General features: G+C 55.7%; 14 protein-coding genes and 1 tRNA gene. 8 read left to right on the top strand and 7 right to left on the bottom strand.

Annotated elements, in window-relative coordinates; translation table 11 throughout:
• Together LEP6406_RS33405 and LEP6406_RS0218125 are read right to left on the bottom strand one after the other, a co-directional pair.
• On the bottom strand, positions 1 to 303 hold a 303-nt coding region (locus tag LEP6406_RS33405; protein WP_027269245.1), incomplete at its 3' end, for a LapA family protein.
• Between the two features lie 99 nt (positions 304 to 402).
• Positions 403 to 1,143, bottom strand: a complete 741-nt coding sequence (locus LEP6406_RS0218125) for a DUF554 domain-containing protein (RefSeq protein WP_008317394.1) — start codon at positions 1,141 to 1,143, stop codon at positions 403 to 405.
• A gap of 194 nt (positions 1,144 to 1,337) precedes the next feature.
• Between LEP6406_RS0218125 and LEP6406_RS0218130 the strand changes: the two genes are divergently transcribed.
• Positions 1,338 to 2,303 (top strand): Npun_F2552 family protein, encoded by a 966-nt coding sequence (locus tag LEP6406_RS0218130; protein ID WP_008317393.1) that lies wholly within the window; start codon positions 1,338 to 1,340, stop codon positions 2,301 to 2,303.
• 6 nt (positions 2,304 to 2,309) lie between these two features.
• Positions 2,310 to 3,278, top strand: coding sequence for a slipin family protein (locus tag LEP6406_RS28755; RefSeq protein WP_225886570.1), 969 nt, complete (start codon positions 2,310 to 2,312; stop codon positions 3,276 to 3,278).
• A gap of 80 nt (positions 3,279 to 3,358) precedes the next feature.
• On the opposite strand, the gene moaC is transcribed toward LEP6406_RS28755, so the two are convergent.
• Positions 3,359 to 3,913: a cyclic pyranopterin monophosphate synthase MoaC gene (gene moaC, locus LEP6406_RS0218140; RefSeq protein ID WP_008317391.1), complete on the bottom strand. Its 555-nt coding sequence runs from the start codon at positions 3,911 to 3,913 to the stop codon at positions 3,359 to 3,361.
• A gap of 38 nt (positions 3,914 to 3,951) precedes the next feature.
• Here moaC and LEP6406_RS0218145 point away from each other — a divergent pair.
• Positions 3,952 to 4,025, top strand: a tRNA-Arg gene (locus LEP6406_RS0218145).
• Positions 4,026 to 4,151: 126 nt separating this feature from the next.
• Here LEP6406_RS0218145 and LEP6406_RS0218150 read toward each other — a convergent pair.
• Positions 4,152 to 5,669, bottom strand: coding sequence for an MFS transporter (locus tag LEP6406_RS0218150; protein ID WP_008317390.1), 1,518 nt, complete (start codon positions 5,667 to 5,669; stop codon positions 4,152 to 4,154).
• A 413-nt stretch (positions 5,670 to 6,082) separates the two neighbouring features.
• On the opposite strand from LEP6406_RS0218150, the gene LEP6406_RS31460 reads away from it, so the two are divergent.
• Positions 6,083 to 6,178 (top strand): cytochrome b6-f complex subunit PetL, encoded by a 96-nt coding sequence (locus tag LEP6406_RS31460; protein WP_155834716.1) that lies wholly within the window; start codon positions 6,083 to 6,085, stop codon positions 6,176 to 6,178.
• Here LEP6406_RS31460 and LEP6406_RS0218155 read toward each other — a convergent pair.
• From LEP6406_RS0218155 to wbaP, 3 genes are all read right to left on the bottom strand, one after another.
• On the bottom strand, positions 6,155 to 7,447 hold the full coding sequence (locus tag LEP6406_RS0218155; protein ID WP_008317388.1) for an O-antigen ligase family protein: 1,293 nt from the start codon (positions 7,445 to 7,447) through the stop codon (positions 6,155 to 6,157). The genes LEP6406_RS31460 and LEP6406_RS0218155 overlap by 24 nt on opposite strands.
• Positions 7,448 to 7,772: 325 nt before the next feature.
• Positions 7,773 to 9,095, bottom strand: a complete 1,323-nt coding sequence (locus LEP6406_RS0218160) for an O-antigen ligase family protein (RefSeq protein WP_008317386.1) — start codon at positions 9,093 to 9,095, stop codon at positions 7,773 to 7,775.
• Entirely contained in the window at positions 9,082 to 10,524 is a 1,443-nt protein-coding gene (gene wbaP / locus LEP6406_RS0218165; protein ID WP_008317385.1) for an undecaprenyl-phosphate galactose phosphotransferase WbaP, read from the bottom strand. Before wbaP ends, LEP6406_RS0218160 begins: the two co-directional genes overlap by 14 nt.
• A 534-nt stretch (positions 10,525 to 11,058) precedes the next feature.
• On the opposite strand from wbaP, the gene LEP6406_RS28760 reads away from it, so the two are divergent.
• The 4 genes from LEP6406_RS28760 (at position 11,059) to LEP6406_RS28765 (ending at position 21,946) form a co-directional block, all read left to right on the top strand.
• The gene (locus tag LEP6406_RS28760; RefSeq protein ID WP_008317384.1) at positions 11,059 to 12,621 is read left to right on the top strand and encodes an FAD-binding oxidoreductase; all 1,563 of its coding nucleotides are present in this window, start codon (positions 11,059 to 11,061) and stop codon (positions 12,619 to 12,621) included.
• A 159-nt stretch (positions 12,622 to 12,780) separates the two neighbouring features.
• Complete coding sequence (locus tag LEP6406_RS0218175) at positions 12,781 to 14,070, top strand: DUF917 domain-containing protein (RefSeq protein WP_008317383.1); 1,290 nt, start codon at positions 12,781 to 12,783, stop codon at positions 14,068 to 14,070.
• Positions 14,071 to 14,188: 118 nt separating this feature from the next.
• Positions 14,189 to 18,067: an adenylate/guanylate cyclase domain-containing protein gene (locus tag LEP6406_RS0218180; protein WP_008317382.1), complete on the top strand. Its 3,879-nt coding sequence runs from the start codon at positions 14,189 to 14,191 to the stop codon at positions 18,065 to 18,067.
• A 330-nt stretch (positions 18,068 to 18,397) separates the two neighbouring features.
• Positions 18,398 to 21,946, top strand: coding sequence for a response regulator (locus tag LEP6406_RS28765; protein WP_008317381.1), 3,549 nt, complete (start codon positions 18,398 to 18,400; stop codon positions 21,944 to 21,946).
• Positions 21,947 to 22,002: the final 56 nt, after the last annotated feature.

Genomic DNA, 22,002 nt, shown 5'->3' on the forward strand with positions numbered 1-22,002 from the left:
GTTGGCGCGGGGGGATGAATCTTGGGGGCTAGACTGGGGCGATCGCGGTTCGGGTTCCGGCTGCACCCGCCAGCGTCGTCGAGATTTTTGGGGACTCCCACCGATGCCACTGACCAACCCGATCAGGATTAGGGCGGTGATGGACCCCAGCGCGATCGCACCCATAATCCAGATCGCTAGGGGCAATGCCACCGTTCGTCCCCCTAGAAAGACTAGGGGGAGCACTGGGGTCGTATTTTGCAGGGCGAAGGTGACCAATACCGCGACGAGCAGCAAGGTAACCACCAGTCGGGAGGTACGCATGACTGGAAACTAAGAGACGACGGAGCCGCCTTGATCATATACCCCTGTACTTCTACCTCTGGACTTCTCCTACCTACCGCCATACTTCCTTTGGCTCTATTAGCCCAACCCCAATGAGATCGCAACCAGCAATGGACTCAATAGGAGGGCGGGTAGAAAGGAGGCGATGCGCACTTGGGCGACTTCCAGCAGACCCAACCCCAGGCCGATAATCATCATGCCGCCGACCCCAGTGGTGAGCAAAACGTGGGGATCGCTAGCGGGGTCGGGGAGGGCAGTGGCCAGCAGGCCCGCCAGCAGGGAGAGGCCGCCCTGGTACAGAAGAATGCTGAGGGTGGAGAAACCTACCCCCAAACCATAGGTGCCCGTAAGTGCGATCGCGGCGAGGCCATCCATGGTGGATTTGAGGGTGAGGATAGCGTTGGCCCCGGTGAGGCCATTTTCCAGGCTACCCAGAATCGCCATAGGACCAATGCAAAACAGCAGACTGGCAGCAACCCAGCCCTCGGTAAAGCGCCCTCCGCCCTTGACCTGTTTTTTCAAGACATCTCCTACGGCCCTCAGACGGGTTTCAAGCTGCCCCCATTCCCCCAGCAGTCCCCCTATGACCAAGGCCAAGAGTCCCAAGATCACCCCATCTATGGGGCCAGCCTCTAGGGTAAACAGCCCCATGGCCAAACGCATCCCCAGCACTAGGGTCAAGATCCCGACGGATTGGGTGATGATCTGTTGCAAGTTACGGGGCAGATGGTGGCGCAACAGCAACCCCAGCCCTGTCCCCATTAAAATCGTGGCAACATTGATCCAGGTGCCGCTGGTGCGCGCCCAAAAACTCAGCATGGTCAAGCGTTCTCGCTAAAGGATTAAATCCATCGGGGACATTCAGTCCCATCGCCTCAAAATCCGACCCTCCAGGGTTGAGGCTGCTCAGCGTGTTCTAGCCAATTCCTATCCCGGATCTGAGCAGAGCCCAAGAAGTATCCACGTTACTATTTGCATGGCGAATTAACCGAAATGAAGGAGTCAGCTCCGCCATGGTCAGCGATGTTTCCCTTCTCCGTGCCCAGAGCTATGCCGTAGAGGATCTCCAAGCCAAATTGGCAGCGCTGTTAGCGCCCTTGGGGGGCATGGGGGCGATTGTGAAACCGGGCGATCGCGTGTTGCTCAAACCCAACCTGCTCACCGGAGCCCGTCCCACCAAGGAATGCGTTACCCGCCCCGAGGTGGTCTACTGCGTGGCAATGATGGTGAAGGCGGCGGGGGGCCAGCCCTTTCTGGGGGATAGTCCGGCCTTTGGCAGTGCCCATGGGGTGGCGAAGGCGAATGGCTATTTGCCCTGGTTAGAAAAGGCTGGGATCCCCGTGAAGGAACTCCACGGCCAGCGCTACGCCACGGAGGCCAGCGGCGAGTTGGCCCACCTGCTGTTGTCCCAGGAGGTGATGGACGCCGATGTGGTGATCAACTTGCCCAAGGTCAAGTCCCATGTGCAACTCACCCTGACCCTAGGGGTGAAGAACTTGTTTGGCTGTGTGCCGGGAAAAATGAAAGCGTGGTGGCACATGGAGGCGGGGAAAGATCGCGATCGCTTTGGCACCATGTTGGTGGAGACGGCGCGGGCGATCGCACCGCAGCTCACGATTGTGGACGGCATTCTGGGCCATGAGGGCAACGGTCCTAGCGGGGGTGAACCTCGGATGCTGAGGGTTCTGGGGGCTTCGACGGATGTGTTTGCCCTAGATCGAGCCCTGGTGGCCATTCTGGGCGCTGATCCTGCAACCATTCCCACGGTGGCCCAGTCCCAGCGGTTGGGCCTGTGTCCGGCCCTGGAGGCGATCGGGTTTCCCCTGCAAAGGCCGGAGGAACTTGCGATCGCAGATTGGCAGTTGCCCGCCCAACTTGTCCCCATCGACTTTGGTCTGCCCCGCGTCCTCCGCTCCACCTTCAAGCACCTTTACATTCGCTTCATCAAGGAGCCCATAGCTGCCTACGCAGGGAAATAGGCGGCGATGGCATCCCCCAATTCGCCCCAGGAGGGCACTATGGAACCAATGGAGCAAAAGGTTTACGCCACCCCCACCAGCGATCATGTCTCCCTCGGAGGGCCGATCCGAGGGGTATTGTTTTGGCTTCCCGCCGTCCTAGTCTTGGCTTTGGCGCTGCGGGGCGTTCAGCCAGAAACCGTGAACCAACGGGTGCCTCACCTGACTGTTGCCGCGATCGCAAGTCTGTTGTGGAACCGTGTTGTCAGTGGCGTGCGGGTGGGGGCGGAATGGGAAAAGGGCGTCGTCCTACGCTTAGGGAAGGTTCATAGGCTTCAGGATGGGGGCCTCTTTTACGTAATTCCGGGGCTAGAGTACGTCCGCTTTATCGATACCCGCACCCTGGTACTCAACATTCCCGAGCAAAAAGCCATTACCCGCGACAACGTACCAGCGGTGATTGACAGCGCCCTATTTTTTACAGTCCGGGATCCAGAACTGGCGATTACCGCCATTCAAGACTTTCGTTTCGCCATTTCTCAATACACCCAGGCAGCCCTGCGAGATGTGGTTGGTGTTTCCACCCTGGATGAACTGCTATCGGAACGGGAGCAGATTCAACAGCGCATTGCCAGCCTTATTGACGAGCGGGTCCAAAGTTGGGGGTTAAACGTCGATTCTCTACAACTCCAGGACTTTGAACTACCGGAGGATCTGAAACAGGTAATGTCCCGGCAGGCAGCGGCGGAACGGGAAAAGCGAGCCACGATTACTAAGGCGGAGGGGGATCGTTTGGCGGCGGTGAATCTGGCAGAAGCGGGCAACCTCTTGGCCGCTAATCCTATTGCATTGAAACTCCGCACCTTGCAGACCCTCGACAGTCTGGGCAGTAGCCCCTCCAATACGGTGATTCTTTTTCCCCTGGAGTTGTCTAATATCCTCCACAAGCTTGACCCTACTCCAGATTCCTCGGAGTCCTCCGACGATCTTTCGTAACCTCTTTGTCCACCCGTGGGTTTCACTTCGTTCTACCCACGCTACGATCTGGACCCGTGGGTTTACCTGCACTCGGGTTTTCATGGGGTGCGATAGTCAAAGACCGGCCCGGAAGGGCCATCGCGATGGTAATCCCCAGATTTGCCGCCAACCTTACTCAAGAGCTGAATTCCCCCGATTTCCATCCCCTTATCCAGAGCCTTGGCCATGTCATAGAGGGTCAGGGCCGCCACCGCCACCGCCGTCAGCGCCTCCATTTCCACGCCCGTTTCCGCCTGGGTGCGGACTGTGGCCTGGATCCGATAGCCCGGTAGGGCCACGTCGGAGGTTAGCACCACCGCAATTTTCTGCAACGGCAGGGGATGGCAAAGGGGAATCAAGTGAGCGGTTTGCTTCGCCGCCATAATGCCCGCCAGACGGGCCGTCCCCAGTACGTCGCCCTTAGGGGCATTGCCCGCCTCAATCGCCGTCAGGGTGGCTGCGGTCATCGTGATGTGGCCGATGGCGATGGCCTCCCGCACGGTCGCCACTTTGCTGGAAACATCTACCATTTGGGCTTCGCCCCGGCCATCCAGATGGGTCAGGGCAGCAGGGGTGGCATTGGCGTCAGATTTTTCTATTGTGGGCTCTGTCATTGGGCCTAGGTGCTGTGTTAATATCTAAATCTTGTTAAGGGCGTGTAGCTCAGTGGACTAGAGCACGTGGCTACGGACCACGGTGTCGGGGGTTCGAATCCCTCCTCGCCCGTTGAACCATGATGAATCATTTCTGTAAAGGGACGCTGGGCAAACCCCAGCGTCCCTTTACGAGTTTTTGGCCTTCAGATTCCTGGACCTTGAGTTTTTGGCCTTCTACCCCCACACCCCCACACCCCTACTCCTCCACCGCGTAAACATCCCGTCCATGACTGAGAGCAAATCGGAAGGAATGGCCCAGATCCTTGCTGGAGGCCGTGACAAAGATGCCCAAAGCAATTAGGGTCATCAAGCCCGATAGACCGAAGGTACCTCGATAGCTGAGGACATCCGCAAAGCTGCCGAAGATGGGACCAGCCATGGCAATACCCAGATCAAAACCCACCATGACTAGGCCAAAGACCTTGCCCCGCTCGTCGGGATGGGATCGATCCCCCATCAAGGCTGCAATCATGGGGATCAACGTACCCGCTGCCCCCCCCTGGATCAGGCCCGCCAGCAAAAACATAGCTGGGGTTTCCGCTTGCCAAAACATCAGCATCGACAGGGTGTAGAGCAGCAGGCTGATGGTGATGAACCGTCCCCGCCCGTGGCGATCGGAGGCCCGCCCTACGAGCAACCGAATGGCAAAGCTGGCCAAGGCTGAGGCGGTATAGATTAGCCCCACATTCAAGTCCACCCCAGCCTCCCGAACAAATAGGGGCATAAAGGTACTCAAGGTGCCAAAGGCCAAGCCCACCATCAGCAGGATCAGGGCCGGAGTACGGATTCGAGGAGCCCATAGGAGTCGCCAAAACAGCGGGTTAGACGGTTTTTTACCCGATCTTGTTGACGCGGCGGTTGACGGGGGGATTGACGCGGTAGTTGACGCAGTGATTGATGCGGTAGTTGACGCGGTGATCGGTCTCGAACTGGGTACCCCACTCTGCTGGCTGCCCGGAAGCGGCAGATTCTTGACCTGAAGAATACACAGGAGTCCCAGTAGCCCCAGCAGCCCCATGGCCAAAAAGGCCACCAGAAAGTTGCTCCAGGTGAGCAAATAGCCCCCCAGAGCAGGCCCCAGGGCCATGCCCACGGGGTTGACGAGACTCATGTAGCCCAGCAGTTCTCCCCGATGGGCTGGGGGGGAAATATCCACCACCAAGGCGCTGTAGGCGACGACAAAGGCGGCAATGCTGATGCCGTGGCAGGCGCGAAATACCATCATTAGTGCCAGCAAGCCATTAATCGTGACCGAGCGATCGCCCCAGGGAATCACCCAGGCCAGGGGGGGCAAGAGGCTAGCCAGCAGATACAAGAAGGGGGCAACTGCGATCGCGGCCATGCCAATCAACAGCACCAGCTTGCGTCCCCGTTCATCTGCCAATCGTGCCAACCAGGGCCGCGTGATCAACAACCCAATGGCAAAGGAGGCCATCACTACGCCAATCTGCTGGCCAGTAGCCCCGAGGGTTTCAATAAACAACGGCAGGGTGGGCAACAGCCCTGCCAAACCTGCCCAAAAGCACAGCCCTGCCCCAAAGAGGATGACGAGATTCCAACGGAGAGATGGGCTGAAGGTACTGAAGACGGTCACGGTGATGCCTCGGAGGGTGATGGGGGATGATGCCTCGGGGGGTGGGGGCGCGGTTTCCGCGCCCAATGTAGCGGGTGGCAGAAAGTTTTGAATTTTGAATTGAATGTCCCGTAGGGGCAATTCCTTGCTTGCCCTGTGCGCGTAGCGGCTCCGGAGGAGCAACTGAGTCGTATAGCCCTTCGGGCAATAGCCTCCGGCATGGCTACGCTAAGGCTAACGCTAGGGCGGAGCCTGCCCGGAGGGCATAGGATGGTTGTCCTTGTTTCTGGGTGACCCGTGATGGGGCTTAGGGGTGGGTGGTAGGTGACAGGGAGTTTTGAATTTTGAATTGAATGTCTGGTAGGGGCGCGGAAACCACGCCCAATGCAGGGTGGTGGCGTAGGGGCAAATTTGGCTCGTATTTGGGAAATCCAGAATGGGAAGCTCAAAACCCACCCTGCCTAGGAGCTAAGTTATCTGCCTTGAGGGTTGTCCGCCTTGCGGCATAGAAACGTGGTTGAATAAAAATAATGTTGCGTAGGGATACAGTCAAAATGGGCGGTGCAGTAGCCTATATTCTTTTTCTCGGATCCACTGTTGGCCTAGCTTTAGCACTTTATTTTGGTCTACGAGCCGCCAAATTGATTTAGTTGCCCAAGTTGGGACCGATAGCGCAGGATGCCGTAGATGCACCCCAGGGTAAACCATCCCAACAGTGTGGTCCTGGGGTAAGCAATAGTGAGGTCAAAGACAGAAAACAGGGTCAAGCTGATAAAGGCCCAGTAGTACCCTAGAGCAATGGCTCGATGCTGGGGTGGCAAGGTGGGTAGAATCCGAACCCCCCGATAGAGGGTCCAACCTACGATTAAGGTCAGTGCGATCGCAACAGGAAACCCCGCCTCAGAAACCAGCATCAACCATAGATTATGAGCATGGGGCATTTCTACATACCCCGGCACCGCTTCTGGGGGGTACAGGAGCCGATAGTTGCCCAGACCAATTCCAAACCAGGGATGTTGGAGAGCATAGTCCCAAGCGATACGCCACACCCCCAAGCGAGGGTCTTGGGTGAAAATTGCCCCAGAGAGCTTGCGTCCGCCCATCCCGAAGCCAATGGTGCAGAGCAGTAATGCTCCCAACCCCCAAGCACAGGCCCGCTTTAGTCCCTTGCCCTGAGGAATGCTCCAGAGGGAAATGACAAAAATGGCTCCAGTGACCAGAATGCCATTGCGAGATCCGGTGCAAAACAAACCCACTAAATTCAGGAAGGTAACAGTCCCCAGCCGTCCTCCCGGTTTGTAGAGCCAGCCCACAACCTTGGACTTTGCCCCCAAGTCCGTCCCCAAGGGGCAGCGCTTGACTAGACAATGGCTCAGTAACAATCCCAGCCCCAAAGCAAATACAAATCCCAAATAGCAGGCTAAGGCATTGGGACTGCCAAAGAGCAGATCGGCCCGATGACCGAAGTCGTAGTTATGCTCATAGAACAGGCGAAAACCCGGTGTCGTTCCCAGTGTTGTCCTTACCGCTGGAGCCATCAGGATATATTCCAGCACCGCAAACAGATTCACGGGAACGCTGATCACCAAGAACCAAGCCGCCCAGTCTTCCAAATATCGGAAAGGCTGGGAACTGTTGCCCAGCCACACCGCTAGGGCAGCGGTGACCCCCATAAAGGGAAGAAAATTGGCCAGTTGCACATAGGCAACACTGCGATCGTAGGCCAACAGGGTACTCAAGATTAACCCCAAAGCCACCAGCACAAACCCTTCTCGCCACCAAAAGCTGGCCATCGCTCGGGGAGCCCTAAAGGCCATCACCCCTATCACGACAAGGAATCCAACAAAACTGACATAGCTCAAAGTCGGGAGCAGCAATATACTGATGGCCACAATTGCGACTAAAGCCCGATCCTTCATCCTGTTGATCCCCAACCGCAAATATTTTGATTGGGCTCAGTATGCCACCTGCGAGCTTAGTTCTATCCCCAAGTCTCTAAGCTGAGCCATCGACATCACCCGTTATCCAGCCCATGGCTTTTGAAAACCTGCGACAAGTTTATGGCTCTAAGCTGAGCCATCGACATCACCCGTTATCCAGGCTGTTGCCAGCTATCAAGCTTTTTCCACCCGTTCTTCTGCTGTGGATAACCAGTTTCCGGAAACCTCATACTGGCGCAACCCCTCAGACACAGTAGTCAAATACGCCTCTGTGCATACATAGACCCATAGTTGCCCATCGCCCTCAAGGATCGCCCCTGTGAGCCAATTCAGGCAAACTCCCTAAGACCGCTAGAGATAGCCAACTCAGTAAGTTTAGGCGGGCATCGTAGAGGGTGACATCAAAAAAGGAAAACAAAGCCATCGCTAAGAAGCAATACCCATACCCCAGGGCAACCCCCTTAAGCTGGGACGTGCTAGGTAAGGCCGCGATCTCACGCGCCCCGCGATAACAGATCATCCCAATCACCAGAGTGAGCACAATCGTCAAAAATAAACCGGCCTCTGCGGCTAGGGAGAGCCAGAGGTTATGAGCATGGGGAATGCCGTCATAGCCCGGAACGCTCCCGTCATAGAGAAACTTATAATGGCCTAAGCCATGACCCCACCAAGGTCTCTGGACAATTAGCCGCAGCGCTAACTGCCACACGTACACTCGGGGATCCTCCGTAACCCAAGCCCAAGAGAGCGATCGTCCACCAATACCTAGAGACAGCACACTAACGACGATCGCGCCCACCCCCCCCAGCCCCAGCCAACGCATCCAGGGGTTCCGCCTCAAGGTATAGAGTCCCACCGCCAGCAGGATGAACGCCACCAAATACCCATTCCGGGATCCTGAACAATAGAGGCCAATCAACAACAGCCCCAGGGTCAGACTCAGCCAACCGCGCTGTTTAAAACGCAGTCTTTGAGCGTGATTAGGTCCGATTGCCCCATCGAAGTTACCCTCAGCGGAGACCAAAAGACCCACGATTAACCCCATCACCATGACTCCGTAATTGGCAAAGGTATTGGGGGAATTAAACAGGGAGTAGGCTCTGGGATCGAGGGCATCTCCGGTATAAAGCCAGTCTAGGGGAGGGAACTGGGCCAAAAGCCACGGCAAGGGCTGACTCGGAACTCGTTTGAGGCCGTATTCCGCCAATGCAATGAGACTCAAAGGGAACGTACCTATCACCAAGATCCAAGCCCAACGGGTCAGGGGCGTCCAGACTCGCTCTAGGCTTGGCAGATAAACCATCAGGGCCGCCCACAGCAAAAAGTAGGGTAAGAAATGGGCTAACTGAAGGCTGGCTTCTCCTCGGTCATGGGCTTGGAGGGTACTGATGCCCAAAAGGAGGGTAATCGCCCAAAAGCCGTGGCGATAAAGCTGCTGGGCAATGCGCTTAGGATAGCGATAGAAAATGGCCCCGAGAAAACTGACCATGCCTAGCAGGCTGACATACATGAGATAGGGTAATAGTCCCAGGCAAAAATCCAGGAATTCAGACCAGGTAAACCGGGAAGACTGACGTGGGGGTGCCACAGGCTGATTCGGATTTAGGCGCACATTAGTAGGCTCCATCCCCCAACAAAACTACTCCAACTGTCTGCAATAAAATATAGAAATCCAACCATACTGACCAATTCCGCACGTAATAGGCATCCAGATTCACCCGTTCTGCATAGGTGATATCACTCCGTCCTGAGACTTGCCACAGCCCCGTAATTCCGGGCAAGACTCGCTTGTAAAGCTCAAATTTATCGGCATAGTGGCGAATTTCATCCCCCACTATCGGACGCGGTCCCACAAGGCTCATTTCTCCCCGCAACACATTCCACAACTGGGGGAGTTCATCTAAACTCGTGCGTCGTAGAAATCGCCCTACTCGCGTTACTCGGGGGTCATTCTTGAGTTTGCGATCGCGATTCCATTCAGCCTCTAGATGGGGATGCTGCCGCAAGTAAGTGACCAATACCTGGTCCCCATCCCTGACCATGGACCGAAACTTCCAAGCCGTAAAGGGCATACCCCCTTTACCTAAACGCTTTTGCCCGTAAAAAATAGGGCCAGGAGAATCCAGTTTTACCGCCAGCATAATACAGCCCATCAGCGGCAAAACCAGTACCCCCAACAACACCGTCAAGATTAACTCAATGAGCGCCTTGGTTAATCGTGGTCCCGGCAAAAACAGCCGCTGGCGAATTTCCAACCCCAGCATCCCCCCTAAATCCCTTGTACTGATCCACAGGCTGGCAAATCCAAATAAATCTGGTATCATCAGCAAGTGTGGAAAAGTGTGTCCATACTGCTCTAAAATCGACAGTAGCTTTTCCCGAGGTACCCCCGGCATAGCCACAATGGCATGGCCCACCCCCAGTTCCCGCGCTGCATAGGGAGCCAGGGAGAGTTGTCCCAAGACGGGCACCCCCTCTAGAAAGCCCTGCTTTTGGGGATCATCATCCAGCACTGCCACGGGCTTTAGCCCTAGCCCTGGTTGTCGCTTGAGGGTCCGAACCACTAACGCACCGGTTTTACCTGCCCCCAATATGAGAACTGGATGCCCCCACCACGAGCGGGGGGCGCAGATATAGCGAATTCCCATACGTCCCAGCCAAGCCAGGGCCATAGATAGCAACCAGGCCATTAGAAAAATGCTGCGCGAGTAGGTCGTTCCCTCTCGCAGCAAAAAAATAAGCGTACTCAGTCCCAAATAGAGGGCCGTGGTCGCCACACACAGTCGCCGTAACTCATCGACCGGACTAATACCAACGCTGTATAGGCCCGCTACGGTATAAATCAGCAATAACCCCACAATGACCGGCCATAACTGCCAGTAAAGCTGGGGATCGAATTGCCCCTTGAATGCCAGCCGGATCCCCACACTCGCACTTGCCGCCAAGATGAGGGTGATTCCATCTACTGCCAGAAGGACCGCTACCGTAGGCAGCGATCGCAGCGACAGCGACAGGGGCCGCAAAAAAGGCCGTAGAACCTGAGCACTGGGCAACATAGGCAGAATTGGTAACGTAGCTAACCAAGCCTACTCTATGACATCCCCCCAGGAGAATACCTACCCCAACCCAGAAAAAACTGCCTTTGATTGCATAAGCGGCTAGGTCGTCCAGTCAAAACCCACCACAGGACAGGTAAGCTTGCTGAACTCAACCCCGATCAAATAAATAGGCTGGTTCAGGTCACGATCCTTTTACGGGCTAGTTTATCGGCTCCCTGTTGGGCCGCATGGGCTCCCTGTTAGGCCACGATCGCTAATTCCTGAGCTGTCAGCAGCACCACTCCTTCAGGTATCGCCCAACGGATCCAGGTAGTGTCAATCCCCCGATAACCCCCACTCCAGCGGCGCAGAGTTAAACCTAAGCGATCACTGGCACACCAATGCTCTGCTCCCCCTACTCCCCTTGGCGTCGATAGCCCTGGCTCCTAGTAAACCCAACAGCAAGCTTTACAACGTTTGTAGTTGTAGTGGCGACTTTATTTCCAGTTGAGTCTCCGTAAAATAACGCAAACCACAATGGGAAAGGGAATCATGGCAATGCTTACCAATGCAAATCTAGCCCTGCGTCAACAGCAGTTACGCCAATCACTCTCCAGACTGCCGGATGATGAACGTTGCAGGCTTCCATTCAGTGACGAAGAACTGAAGGCATTCCAGCAATCCCTACAGGGCAGGATCGTACTCCCTGGCGATCCTGCTTACCCCCAAGATCGTAAAGGACATTCTCTAGCACCCGATCTCCCCTATCCCTGCATCATTGTTTACTGTGCGGCTGAAGCAGATGTTGCTACCTGTTTAGCAACAGTGAGGCAATACCGCGATCAACTCACGTTTGCAGTGCGCTCAGGGGGACACAGCAACACCGGATATTCTGTAGTTGATGGCATGGTAATCGATATCAGCAACCTCAATGGGGTGTTTGTGTCCCCGGATCAGACCACTGCCGTAGTCCAGGCAGGCGCTAATTTGGGCTTGGTCAATGCCGAGTTAGATCTCTACAGGTTGCATGTTCCCGGTGGTGAATGCGCCACCGTCGGGGTCGCCGGTCACATGCAAGGTGGGGGCTATGGCTTTACCTCCCGCACCTTTGGGTTGAACTGCGACAGGGTTGAACGCATCCGCGTCATGCTCGCCAACGGCAAAATAGTCATCGCCGATGAAACTCAGAATGCCGACTTGTACTGGGCGATGCGGGGGGGGACAGGCGGCACCCTAGGGATTCTTCTCGACGTGGAATACCGCACTGTTCAGCTCGGTGATCTGTGGGCTTTTGTGCTGCAATGGCCCATTGATCAGGCGGCACAAGTGTTGCCCGAGTTGCAGAACAACTACATACGCACCGGGTTAACACCCAAACTCGGGTATCAATGTGCCTTTTCTAGGGTTCAGGGTGCGGATGACTGTTCGTTTTTGTTGATGGGGATGTATAACGGCCCCAAGGCCACAGGTGAGACATTGATAGCCCCATTGATGACCCTCGGCACGCCAACCTTGTTACAGGAGCAGGTGGCACGATACAAAAATCTCAGCGATTTCCTGCTCAACTGGTGGGAGATACCCCCTGATTTGGAAACTGTCTTTGAGATCAAGCAAAGCAATTATATCGCCCGGACCTTGAGTCCAGAGGAATGGACCGAGATCATTAACTATTACAAGACGACCCCCAATATCTATAACTTGTGTGCATTGGAGGTCTATGGAGGGGCGGCATCGTCACCCCAACGGCCCAATGCGTTCATTCATCGAGATGTTGACTTTGATTTCTTTATCGACTCATTCTTCAGCGAAAAATGGCCGGAGAGTGGCCGAAAAGCAGCAGAAGAATGGCTGGCGGGCTTTAACCAACTGCTGGAAAAATACGCTAACGGACACAAATACCAGAATTATCCCAACCGCAATAATATCAACTATCGCTGGAATTACTGGGGGGATGCTTTTAACTCCCTTCTGTTTGTCAAGGCTAAATATGATCCAACCAACTTGTTTAGCAATGAGCAGGGGCTAACACCTTATGGGCAAGAAGCGAATATCCAACGTTCTTTGGTGCCCTCTCAGTTTAAGGATGAGGCGATCGCCTACGCCCCTGGCCAGTAGCAGCGACGATACAACAACGTGCTGCTGGGTAGCATATATCTTAGTAGAGGTCAGTAGGGATACTGTCCTAGATCTGGCCTAAATCCGGGCTGGGGAGATTCTAAAGGAGGATGAGTTCCGTCATACTACGTAACCGCGTAACCGCAATGGAGAGCCACCATGTTCCTTAGCGTACATCACACCCCCAGCCTGACTCGTTATGAGAAATTGCCAGTTCAGTTGCAAGAGTCCTACACAGGGTTGAGCAGGCCGCTAAAGACGATTCCCTGTGATAGCGAAGCCGCACTAAAGCTGGATCAAGAATCCCGACAAGACTTATTAACGGGGGCTACCTTGCTGGCCGTTGGGGGCGGTGGCCCCAAAAGCATGGGGAAGGCTATGCTAGCAACCCTCGATCCCCACCAGCAAATTCCCATGGTTGATGTAGATCAGGTGCGGGATGACCAATGGGTAGTCATGGTTGCCTATTTGGGATCGCCGATCGCGGCAGCCCAGTTACAGACCCCCAACTTCAACTCCTTGCAACGCTGCGTCAAGGCGCTCGAAGAATCAACAGGTGTGCAGATATCGTTTGTGGTGCCAGGAGAAATGGGAGCAGTTAACAGCATCGCCCCCCTGCTGGCGGCAAACGACATGGGTGTACCAGTCATCAATGCTGATGGTTGTGGACGAGCGGTGCCCCTCATTACTGCCACCACCTTTGGCCAGCAAAACGAGTTGATCGAGCGCTACGGTGCAGTCATTGCTAACGATGCCAACGACCCCGCCCAATATCAATCCGCCATATTCAAAGCCCACACTGCCAGCCAGATTCAGGCCAGTGCCATCGCCATGATTGGCAGTTCCGCCTACGGATTGTTGGGTGCCCTTGCAACCTGGTTGATGACAGGGGCAGAGCTGAAGCAATTTGCGGTGCCTGGAGGTCTCACTAAGGCCATTGCCCTCGGAGCGACCCTCCGGCAAAGCCGAGGCAACTATCTAGAGGATGTGCAGAATGCATTGGCCGCTATGGGACTCAAGAGCCGGGTGTTGGCTGGGGTACCCCTGAAACCACTCAAGGTAGAAATTGCTACCCAGCAGGGGCATGATCACGCTAAGCTGACTTTGCAAGTGAATGGTGGCGAGGAAACTGTAACCGTTTTCATGGTTAATGAAAACATCCTGGCCTATTCTAGTCTGCTGCCGCAGCCAATCATTATGTCGCCTGATATGTTGGCTTGGCTAGGACTAGACGGCTCTACCTGGGATAATTCTGAATTGACCGCCAAAATCCAAGCTGGAGAGGTAGGGGAACTGTATGCCCTTGGCATAGAGGCCACCCAGCCGATTGGTGCACCCAGCCAGCCCCAGCGAATCGCGTTTCGCGATGACCCTAACATTCTGAAGGTGATGCAAGCCATCATGGCAGACCTTGGCTATGCAGGTCGCTATGTCAAGTTTCGGGCTTGAGGTGAAGATATCACTGAGATATCACAGTAAAAAAGTAACGACCTACAGCACAATAGCCTACGAATGGGTGCTCCGATGACAATGCTATCCCCAACGTCATTCCTGGTGAATACAAGCCATGGTACACCCTGTTGATGACATCACTCGTTATATTCCGAAGCTGATTATCGATTGCTTTCAGGATGATCCGCCGCCTCTAGAGGAGGCATTCAGTTATACCCGTATGGGGGCAATGCTGATGGCAGACATCTCAGGGTTCACGGCTCTGTCTGAGGGACTAACTGAGCAGGGGCCAGACGGGGCCGAGGTGCTGACCCATATTCTCAATGGCGTTTTTGAGCGCCTAGAGCGGTTAATCGCCAAGAGCGGCGGCGATGTCCTCCACTTTGCCGGAGATGCCCTCTATGCCTTCTGGTCCATCAGCGATGGGGATAATAGCGCTACCGCTGTCGCCATCGCCACCCAATGCGCCCTGGATGCACAACAAGCCCTAGGAGATTTCGTTGCGGCAGAGGGCCGCGCCATCTCCATGCGCATTGGTGTTGGTGTTGGTGCCCTGAGCGGACTTCACGTCGGTGGTGTTTACCGCAAGTGGCACTACATGGTGCGGGGAGACGCAGTTGAGCAAGTCTGCCTAGCCCAGACTCGGGCGCAACGGGGGGAGGTAATTTTATCCCCCGCCGCCAAGACCCTGGCCCAGGAACTGTTCCTGTTAGAGCCCAAGGCCGGAGGCTATGCTCGGGTGGTCAAGCCTACTCGGGAATCTGAGGCGGTTTCTCCATCTCCGCAGCGATCGCCAGTACAGAATATCGAAGCCCTGCGGGCCTATATTCCCAGTGTTCTTTTGGCCCGAGCGGCAGCAGGGCAGGCCGCCTACATGTCGGAATTGAGGCGGGTGACCACCCTATTTATCAGCCTTGCAGACTTTCACAACGATGCCGATCTAGCTTTGGTTCACGCCGTTGTGCGCGATACCCAAACGGCACTCAACCGCAGAGAAGGTACCCTGAACAAGATCAGTGTCGATGACAAGGGAGCCTATCTGATTGCGGCATTGGGGCTTCCTCCCTTGGCCCACAAGGACGATCCCGTCAGGGGTGTCCAGGTCGCCCTCGATATCCACGCTCAGCTCAATCAGTTGGGGGTACGTCACGCCATCGGAGTGACCACCGGCAAGGCATTTTGTGGGGTCGTGGGAGGGGATGATCAGCGGTGTGAATATACGGTGATCGGCCCATCTATTAACCTGGCGGCGAGACTGATGCAAGCTGTCCTGGCTGTCCCCAGCAGTCAGGTGCCGATCTTTTGCTGCCCCGACACCCATCGCGCCACCCGCGATGGGTTTCTCTATGAAGAGAAGCAGCCCATCCGCGTCAAGGGCAAGGACAAATCCGTTGCCGTGTACGTGCCGCTGCGGGAGCAAATCCAACGCCCCCAGACCGTCCGGATTGTGGGTCGTATCCAGGAGCAAGTCCTGCTCAAAACAGCCCTCCAGCAGTTGGCCAGAGGGGAGGGTAACCAGACCATTGTTCTAGAGGGAGAGGCTGGGGTGGGCAAGTCGTGTCTCTCCCAAGAGCTTTGTCGGATGGCGGGGCAAGAGGGGGTGATTACCCTGCGCGGTGCTGGGGACGTAATCGAAAAGACGGTACCCTACCATGGCTGGCGCGGCATCTTAACCCATCTGTTTGCCCTAGAACAGGGGGCCACTCCGGCAGTCCACCGGGAGCAGGTCTTAAACGCTGTTGGGTCTGCCCTAGCCAGTGATGTTGCCCTGCTCAACGATATCCTCCCCCTGGGGTTTCCAGAAGTAGTAACTGGGCTGGAGGGGCCAGCCCGAGCCGCTGCTATCAAGTCTTTAGTGTTGAGTTTGCTCCGGGCCTCGGCTGAGCGCACCCCCACCGTTATTCTCCTTGAGGACGCCCACTGGCTGGACTCCGCCTCCTGGCAACTGCTGGCAGAAGGGATTGAGACCGTGAGCCCACTGCTGGTAGTGATAGCAACCCGAGCCGTGGTGGGGCCACAGGCGATCACCTTCCGGATGCTGATCGATCGCCCGGAAAACAGCCACATTCAACTTCAGGGCTTTGATCAGAGTGACACCGGAGCCCTGGTGGCCCAGCGCCTTGGCGTTACCCAAGTGCCTACAGAGGTGGTGAGCTTTATCCACACCAAGAGCAGAGGGAACCCTTTCTTTGTAGAGGAACTGACCGCCGCCATCCGTGAGGCGGGACTGCTGGAGATCCACAACACCACCTGTCGCCTCCAGCAGGATGTGACCAAGCTGGAGGATCTGGGTTTTCCTGACACGGTGCAGGGGGTTGTGCTTGAGCGCATTGATGGCCTTGCCCCTGAGCACCAGATTGCCCTCAAGGTAGCCAGCGTCATTGGGCGGGTGTTTGCCGTTGCAGCCCTGAGGCAAATTCACCCGCTGTTACCCACCCAGATGAATTTGGCGGAAATTTTGGATGATCTGGAAAAGCTGGACATGACCCCCCTGTATGGCAGTGATCCAGAACCGGAGTACATTTTCAAACACCTGATCACTCAAGATGTGGCCTATAATCTGCTGCTTTATAAGCAGCGGCGAGATCTGCACCGTGCTACCGCTAGGTGGTACGAAGAGCACCACGCCGAGGAACTGGCTCCCTATTACTCGGTGCTTGCTCACCATTATCAGCGCGCTGAAGAGAGTACTAAAGCACTTCAGTACGCCATCCTGGCAGGGGATCAAGCCATCCGTACTGCCGCTTACACGGAGGCCGAGCAGCGCTATGTCCAGGCGATCGAAATGCTGGACATTATGGAGAAGGGGGCAGAACGCAACCGCCTGGAGTTGCAGTTGCGAATGAAGCAGGCCAATGTCTTGGTGATGACCCAGGGGTATCAGGCGGAGCAGGTGCGGGTTGTGTATGAACGGGCCAGGTTCCTCTGTCAGGATGTGGGCAATATGCCCGACATGCACACCATCCTGTGGGGGCTGTGGAGCTATTACCTGTTCGTGGGGCCGCTGAAGACCTGTCTCGACATTGTTGAGCAGTGCAATGCCATTGCTAACACCTCCGCTGACAATGGCATAAAAATGGAGGCTACTGGGGCTCTGGGCAATACTCTGTTCTGGCTGGGTCAGTTTCAGCAGGCCCGCACCCAGCAGGTCACCCTCGACGAGCTTTATCAGCAGGATGATGCTCGCAAGGAGCGAGTGCACCGCTTGGGAACAGATCCCTATGTTGCCTTCTCTACCTGGATTGCCTGGGGTGATTGGATTCTCGGTTACCCGGATACTGCCTTGGAGCGAGCTAAAAAAGCACTGGCGATCGCCCGCAGCCTCGATCACCCTTTTTCCGTCGCACAGGCGCTACAAACCCTGTCTTGGGTTTACACATGCCGCCATGATTTTCCCCAGGCCCGCGAAACCGCTCGGGCCATGCTCACCCTGGCGAAGGAAAAGGAGTTGGGCCTATGGATTGTGCTGGGAAATATCCTCTGGGGCCGTGCCCTAGCTGGCCTGGGGGACTTTGAGGCGGGTCTACCGATGATGCAGGAAGGGATCGCCAGCCTACGGGCTAGCGGTAGCCGTCTGGGCATTGGCTTCTTCACCATGATCCTGACCAAGAGCCTGCTGGATGCGGGGCATCTGGAGGAGGCTTTTGAAACGGTGGATCAAGGGTTGGATGATATCCATGCCTACGGTGAAGGAGCCTATGTTACTGAACTGTACCGCCTTAAGGGGGCGGTACTGTTGGCCCAGGGAGGTAACCAAGCTGAAGAGCAGGCCCGGATGCTGTTCCACACTGCCGAGGAAATTGCCCAGGCTAAAGATGCGCGTTCCTTTCTATTGCGCATTGCCGTCAGCCTATATCAACTTGGCGATGACCCCGGTGGCACCCAATTGACCGCAGCACTGGCTCAAATGCCTGAGGGCAAGATGACCGCAGATCAAATTGAGGCGAGAGGACTCATAGATATAGCAAGAGGCAATGTGAAGCGTGAAGCGTGAAGCCGTTAGCTGTAGGGGCGGGTTTGGCTTGTATTGACTGGGCAATTTGGCGTGGTGGGCTCAAAGCCCGATCTCCCTGGGACCGCTTACTCCCGCATTGGGCGGATGACGTCAGGATAATTGCTCAAAACCTACCATACCCGGTGCTGGGTACACCCTCGATCGATTGGTCTCCACTCCATCGTTTACTCTCCGGATATTGGGGGTAACCTGATGGGGATGATAATGACCTGTATGGGGGAATGGGTCTGGGCCTGATATCCAAGCATCACTCCTACCCCGCTGAATACCTCATCTTTATCTCAATCCTATTTGCTCAGGCCCTGTCCCATGGCCTCCTCGCCCCCGAGATCGCTAACTACCCTATTCGATAAACTGCCCCTGCGTATTGTGCTGGTGGTGTCCTTTGTGGTGCAGGTGGCGGCGGCAGTGGGATTGACAGCAGTACTATCCCTGCGTAATGGGCAGAAGGCGGTGAACGATCTTGCTGAACAGCTCAGCAATAATTCCACTGCCCGCATTCAAGAACATCTCAACAGCTATCTAATTCAACCCAACTTGCTCCAGCGCAACAGCCGCAGCATTCTGTTCAATGGCGATTTAACCGTCAGCGACTTTGAGGCGCTACACCGTCATTTTTGGCATCAGCTTCGCGCCTCCGATGGCATTACCAGCATTTATCTGGGGCGTGAAACGGGGGAATTTATCGGTGTACAGGAACGGGTCGATGGCCGCACAGTGTTGTGGGAAGTGACCCTTGACTCCCTGCCAGAGAGAATCACCTATCAACTCAATGATCAGGGGTTACGGGGAGCAACCATTGCCACCCAGCCCTACGATCCCCGCACCCGCCCTTGGTATCAGGCCGTTGTCCGCAATGGCCATGCCAGTTGGAGTCCGATCTACGAATTTGCCTCCCAGGATTATTCGGTCTTGGGCATTACCCTCGCCTCCCCCATCACCGGCGATGGTGGGGAGTTGGCCGGGGTGATTGCCCTAGACTTGACTCTAGAGCAGATCAGCAGCTACTTGAGGCTGCTGAACATCAGCGCCCATGGGGAAGCCTTCATTCTGGAACGCAGCGGAGAGATTGTGGCCACATCGGTCCAAGAGGCCCCTTTTGTGACTCTACCTAGTGGAAAACTGGGTCGCCTCCAGGCCACCGCCAGTGAAAATCCCAGCATTCGGGCTACCGCCCAACACCTATTGGGGCAGTTTGGCACGCTGGAGCAAATCCAATCTGTCCAGCAGATCGCCTTCCGCCGTGACGGGGAGCGCCAATTGGTGCACATTGTTCCTTTTCGCGACGGGCGTGGCCTCGATTGGCTGATCATCACCATCATTCCCGAAGCAGACTTCATGGGCCAGATTACGGCTTATACCCGCACCACCCTGATCCTTTGTGGCATTTCTCTCATCGTTGCCAGTCTGATTGCCGCCCTCACTGCCCGCTGGGTAGTGCAGCCGATCCTACGGCTCAATTCTGCGGCTAAGGAGCTGGCCTTAGGACATTGGGATCAGCCCATTCCGTCGGGACGCTTTGAGGAATTGTCGGAACTTGCGATCGCGTTCCAGACGATGGCCCAACAGCTCAAAAAGTCCTTCTATGACCTCCAGGCCAGTAACCAAGAATTGCAGCGCCTCGACAAACTCAAGGATGAATTCCTAGCCAACACCTCCCATGAGCTAAAAACGCCCCTCAACGGCATCATTGGTCTGGCCGAATCCCTCATTGACGGAGCCAGCGGCCCCCTGCCCCGCCGCACCAAGGGCAACCTCGCTATGATTGTCGCCAGCGGTCGCCGCCTGTCAAATCTGGTCAATGACATCCTCGACTTTTCTCAACTGCGGCATAACCGCATCCAGCTCAAGGTTCAGACCGTGGGGGTGCGGGAGGCGACAGAACTGGTGCTGGGTTTGACCCAATCCCTTGCCCACCAAAAAAACCTGCAACTCATTAACGCCGTCTCTCCCCAGTTACCCCCGGTGCTGGCGGATGAAAACCGCCTTCAGCAGATCCTCTACAATCTCCTAGGCAATGCCCTCAAGTTCACCGACTACGGCATGATTGGGGTATCGGCCCAGATCATGCGGTCCCAACACGGCACGGTGCAGCCCCTATCCCCCGCTATGGCCCAGACCCGAGAGCGGGATGCTGAAGCGCCACCAGCAGCCATGGAGCCCGGAAAGACGGAAACCACAGTGGTTAAGGATCGCTTAGAGCGGGCGATCGCCCGGAAACCGCGCATCTCCTTTGTCCCCCAAGCCGGAGACCAACTGGCTATTACCGTTTCCGATACGGGTATTGGGATTCCTGCTGATCAACTAGAGCGTATCTTTGAGCCCTTTGAGCAGGCAGACGGGTCCACTAGTCGCATCTATGGCGGCTTGGGCATTGGCCTCGCCGTCACTAAGCAACTGGTGGAACTCCATGGCGGCACCATCCAGGTGATCTCTGCTATCGGGGCGGGTTCCCAGTTCACCTTTACTCTGCCCCTAGCTCACCTGGAGAGCGCCCCCGCTCTTCAGGATGACCTCCCCTCCACCGCCACCCTGCCCACTGTCAAGATGGCGGAGCAGGTTGCCGCCCTGAATCGAGAAGCGCTGACTCTGGTGGAACCCTTCGGTAGTGATGACGGTGATAGTAATAACGGCGATAGTGACGCTATTGATGCCCGTCAGTTTTTAATCCTGGTGGTTGATGATGAACCCGTTAATCGCCAGGTCATTGTTAATCATCTCTCGGTACACAGCTATCGAGTCACCCAGGCCAGCAATGGTCCTGAGGCTCTAGCGATGCTATCGAATGGATTGCTGCCAGACCTGATCTTGCTGGATGTGATGATGCCCCGGATGACGGGTTATGAGGTCTGTCGCCAGGTGCGGGAACAGCACCCCGCCTATGCCCTCCCCATCGTTATGCTCACCGCCAAAAATCAAGTGGCGGATCTGGTAGAGGGGCTCTCTGCCGGAGCCAATGACTATCTGACCAAACCCGTTTCTAAGGGGGAACTCCTAGCCCGTCTGAACACCCACCTGCGGCTTTCGAAGATCAACCTGGCCTATAGCCGTTTTGTGCCTCGGGAGTTTTTGCAGTTCCTCAACAAAGAAAGCATTGTGGATGTGGAGTTGGGGGACCAAGTGGAACAGCATATGTCGGTGCTATTTGCCGACATTCGCGACTTCACCAGCCTCTCGGAACAAATGAGTCCTGAGGAAAACTTCCGCTTTATCAATGCCTTTCTCTCTCGGATGGAGCCTACCATTGCAGAGCACTATGGCTTTATCGATAAGTACATTGGCGATGCCATTATGGCCCTCTTTAGTCGGGGGGCGGACGATGCTCTGCGGGCTAGTATTGCCATGCTCCAGCGTCTCCACGACTACAATATGGAACGCGCCACACGGCAACGGGCTCCCATTGCCATTGGTGTGGGCATTAATACCGGGCATCTCATGCTGGGCACCGTCGGCGGACGCAACCGTATGGATGGCACCGTCATTAGTGACACGGTGAATGTTGCTGCCCGCATTGAGCGGATGACGCGGGCCTACAGTGTCAATCTCCTCATTTCTCACCACACCTTTATGGAGCTGGAAAACCCTAATGGCTATGCCCTACGGGTGATTGACCGGGTCCAAATGAAGGGCAAAACCCTCTTTGTTAGTGTTTACGAGGTGTATGAGGCCGATCCTCCCACTCTCCGAGTCCTTAAGTCCGCCACGAAAACCCTTTTTGAATCCGCCCTGCTGCTCTATTTCCAAGGAGCCTATAGTAACGCCGCTGAACGGTTCCAGCGTTGTTTAGACCAATGCCCCGAAGACAAGGTTGCCGCAATTTACCACCAGCGCTGCCAAAACCATTTGCTTCGCGGTTAAGTCCATCTCATATCAAGTCCGCTTAAATAACCACACACTATATTCATGACGAGTAG

This window comes from Leptolyngbya sp. PCC 6406, from assembly GCF_000332095.2.
GTDB lineage: Bacteria > Cyanobacteriota > Cyanobacteriia > Phormidesmidales > Phormidesmidaceae > PCC-6406.

Coding starts and splice junctions, on each gene's coding strand:
- LEP6406_RS0218175 (WP_008317383.1), top strand. CDS start 12,781: ATGTTCCTTAGCGTACATCACACCCCCAGCCTGACTCGTTATGAGAAA.
- LEP6406_RS0218180 (WP_008317382.1), top strand. CDS start 14,189: ATGGTACACCCTGTTGATGACATCACTCGTTATATTCCGAAGCTGATT.
- LEP6406_RS28765 (WP_008317381.1), top strand. CDS start 18,398: ATGGCCTCCTCGCCCCCGAGATCGCTAACTACCCTATTCGATAAACTG.
- wbaP (WP_008317385.1), bottom strand. CDS start 10,524: ATGTTGCCCAGTGCTCAGGTTCTACGGCCTTTTTTGCGGCCCCTGTCG.
- LEP6406_RS0218160 (WP_008317386.1), bottom strand. CDS start 9,095: ATGGAGCCTACTAATGTGCGCCTAAATCCGAATCAGCCTGTGGCACCC.
- LEP6406_RS28755 (WP_225886570.1), top strand. CDS start 2,310: ATGGCATCCCCCAATTCGCCCCAGGAGGGCACTATGGAACCAATGGAG.
- LEP6406_RS31460 (WP_155834716.1), top strand. CDS start 6,083: ATGGGCGGTGCAGTAGCCTATATTCTTTTTCTCGGATCCACTGTTGGC.
- LEP6406_RS28760 (WP_008317384.1), top strand. CDS start 11,059: ATGGCAATGCTTACCAATGCAAATCTAGCCCTGCGTCAACAGCAGTTA.
- LEP6406_RS0218130 (WP_008317393.1), top strand. CDS start 1,338: ATGGTCAGCGATGTTTCCCTTCTCCGTGCCCAGAGCTATGCCGTAGAG.
- moaC (WP_008317391.1), bottom strand. CDS start 3,913: ATGACAGAGCCCACAATAGAAAAATCTGACGCCAATGCCACCCCTGCT.
- LEP6406_RS0218155 (WP_008317388.1), bottom strand. CDS start 7,447: ATGAAGGATCGGGCTTTAGTCGCAATTGTGGCCATCAGTATATTGCTG.
- LEP6406_RS0218125 (WP_008317394.1), bottom strand. CDS start 1,143: ATGCTGAGTTTTTGGGCGCGCACCAGCGGCACCTGGATCAATGTTGCC.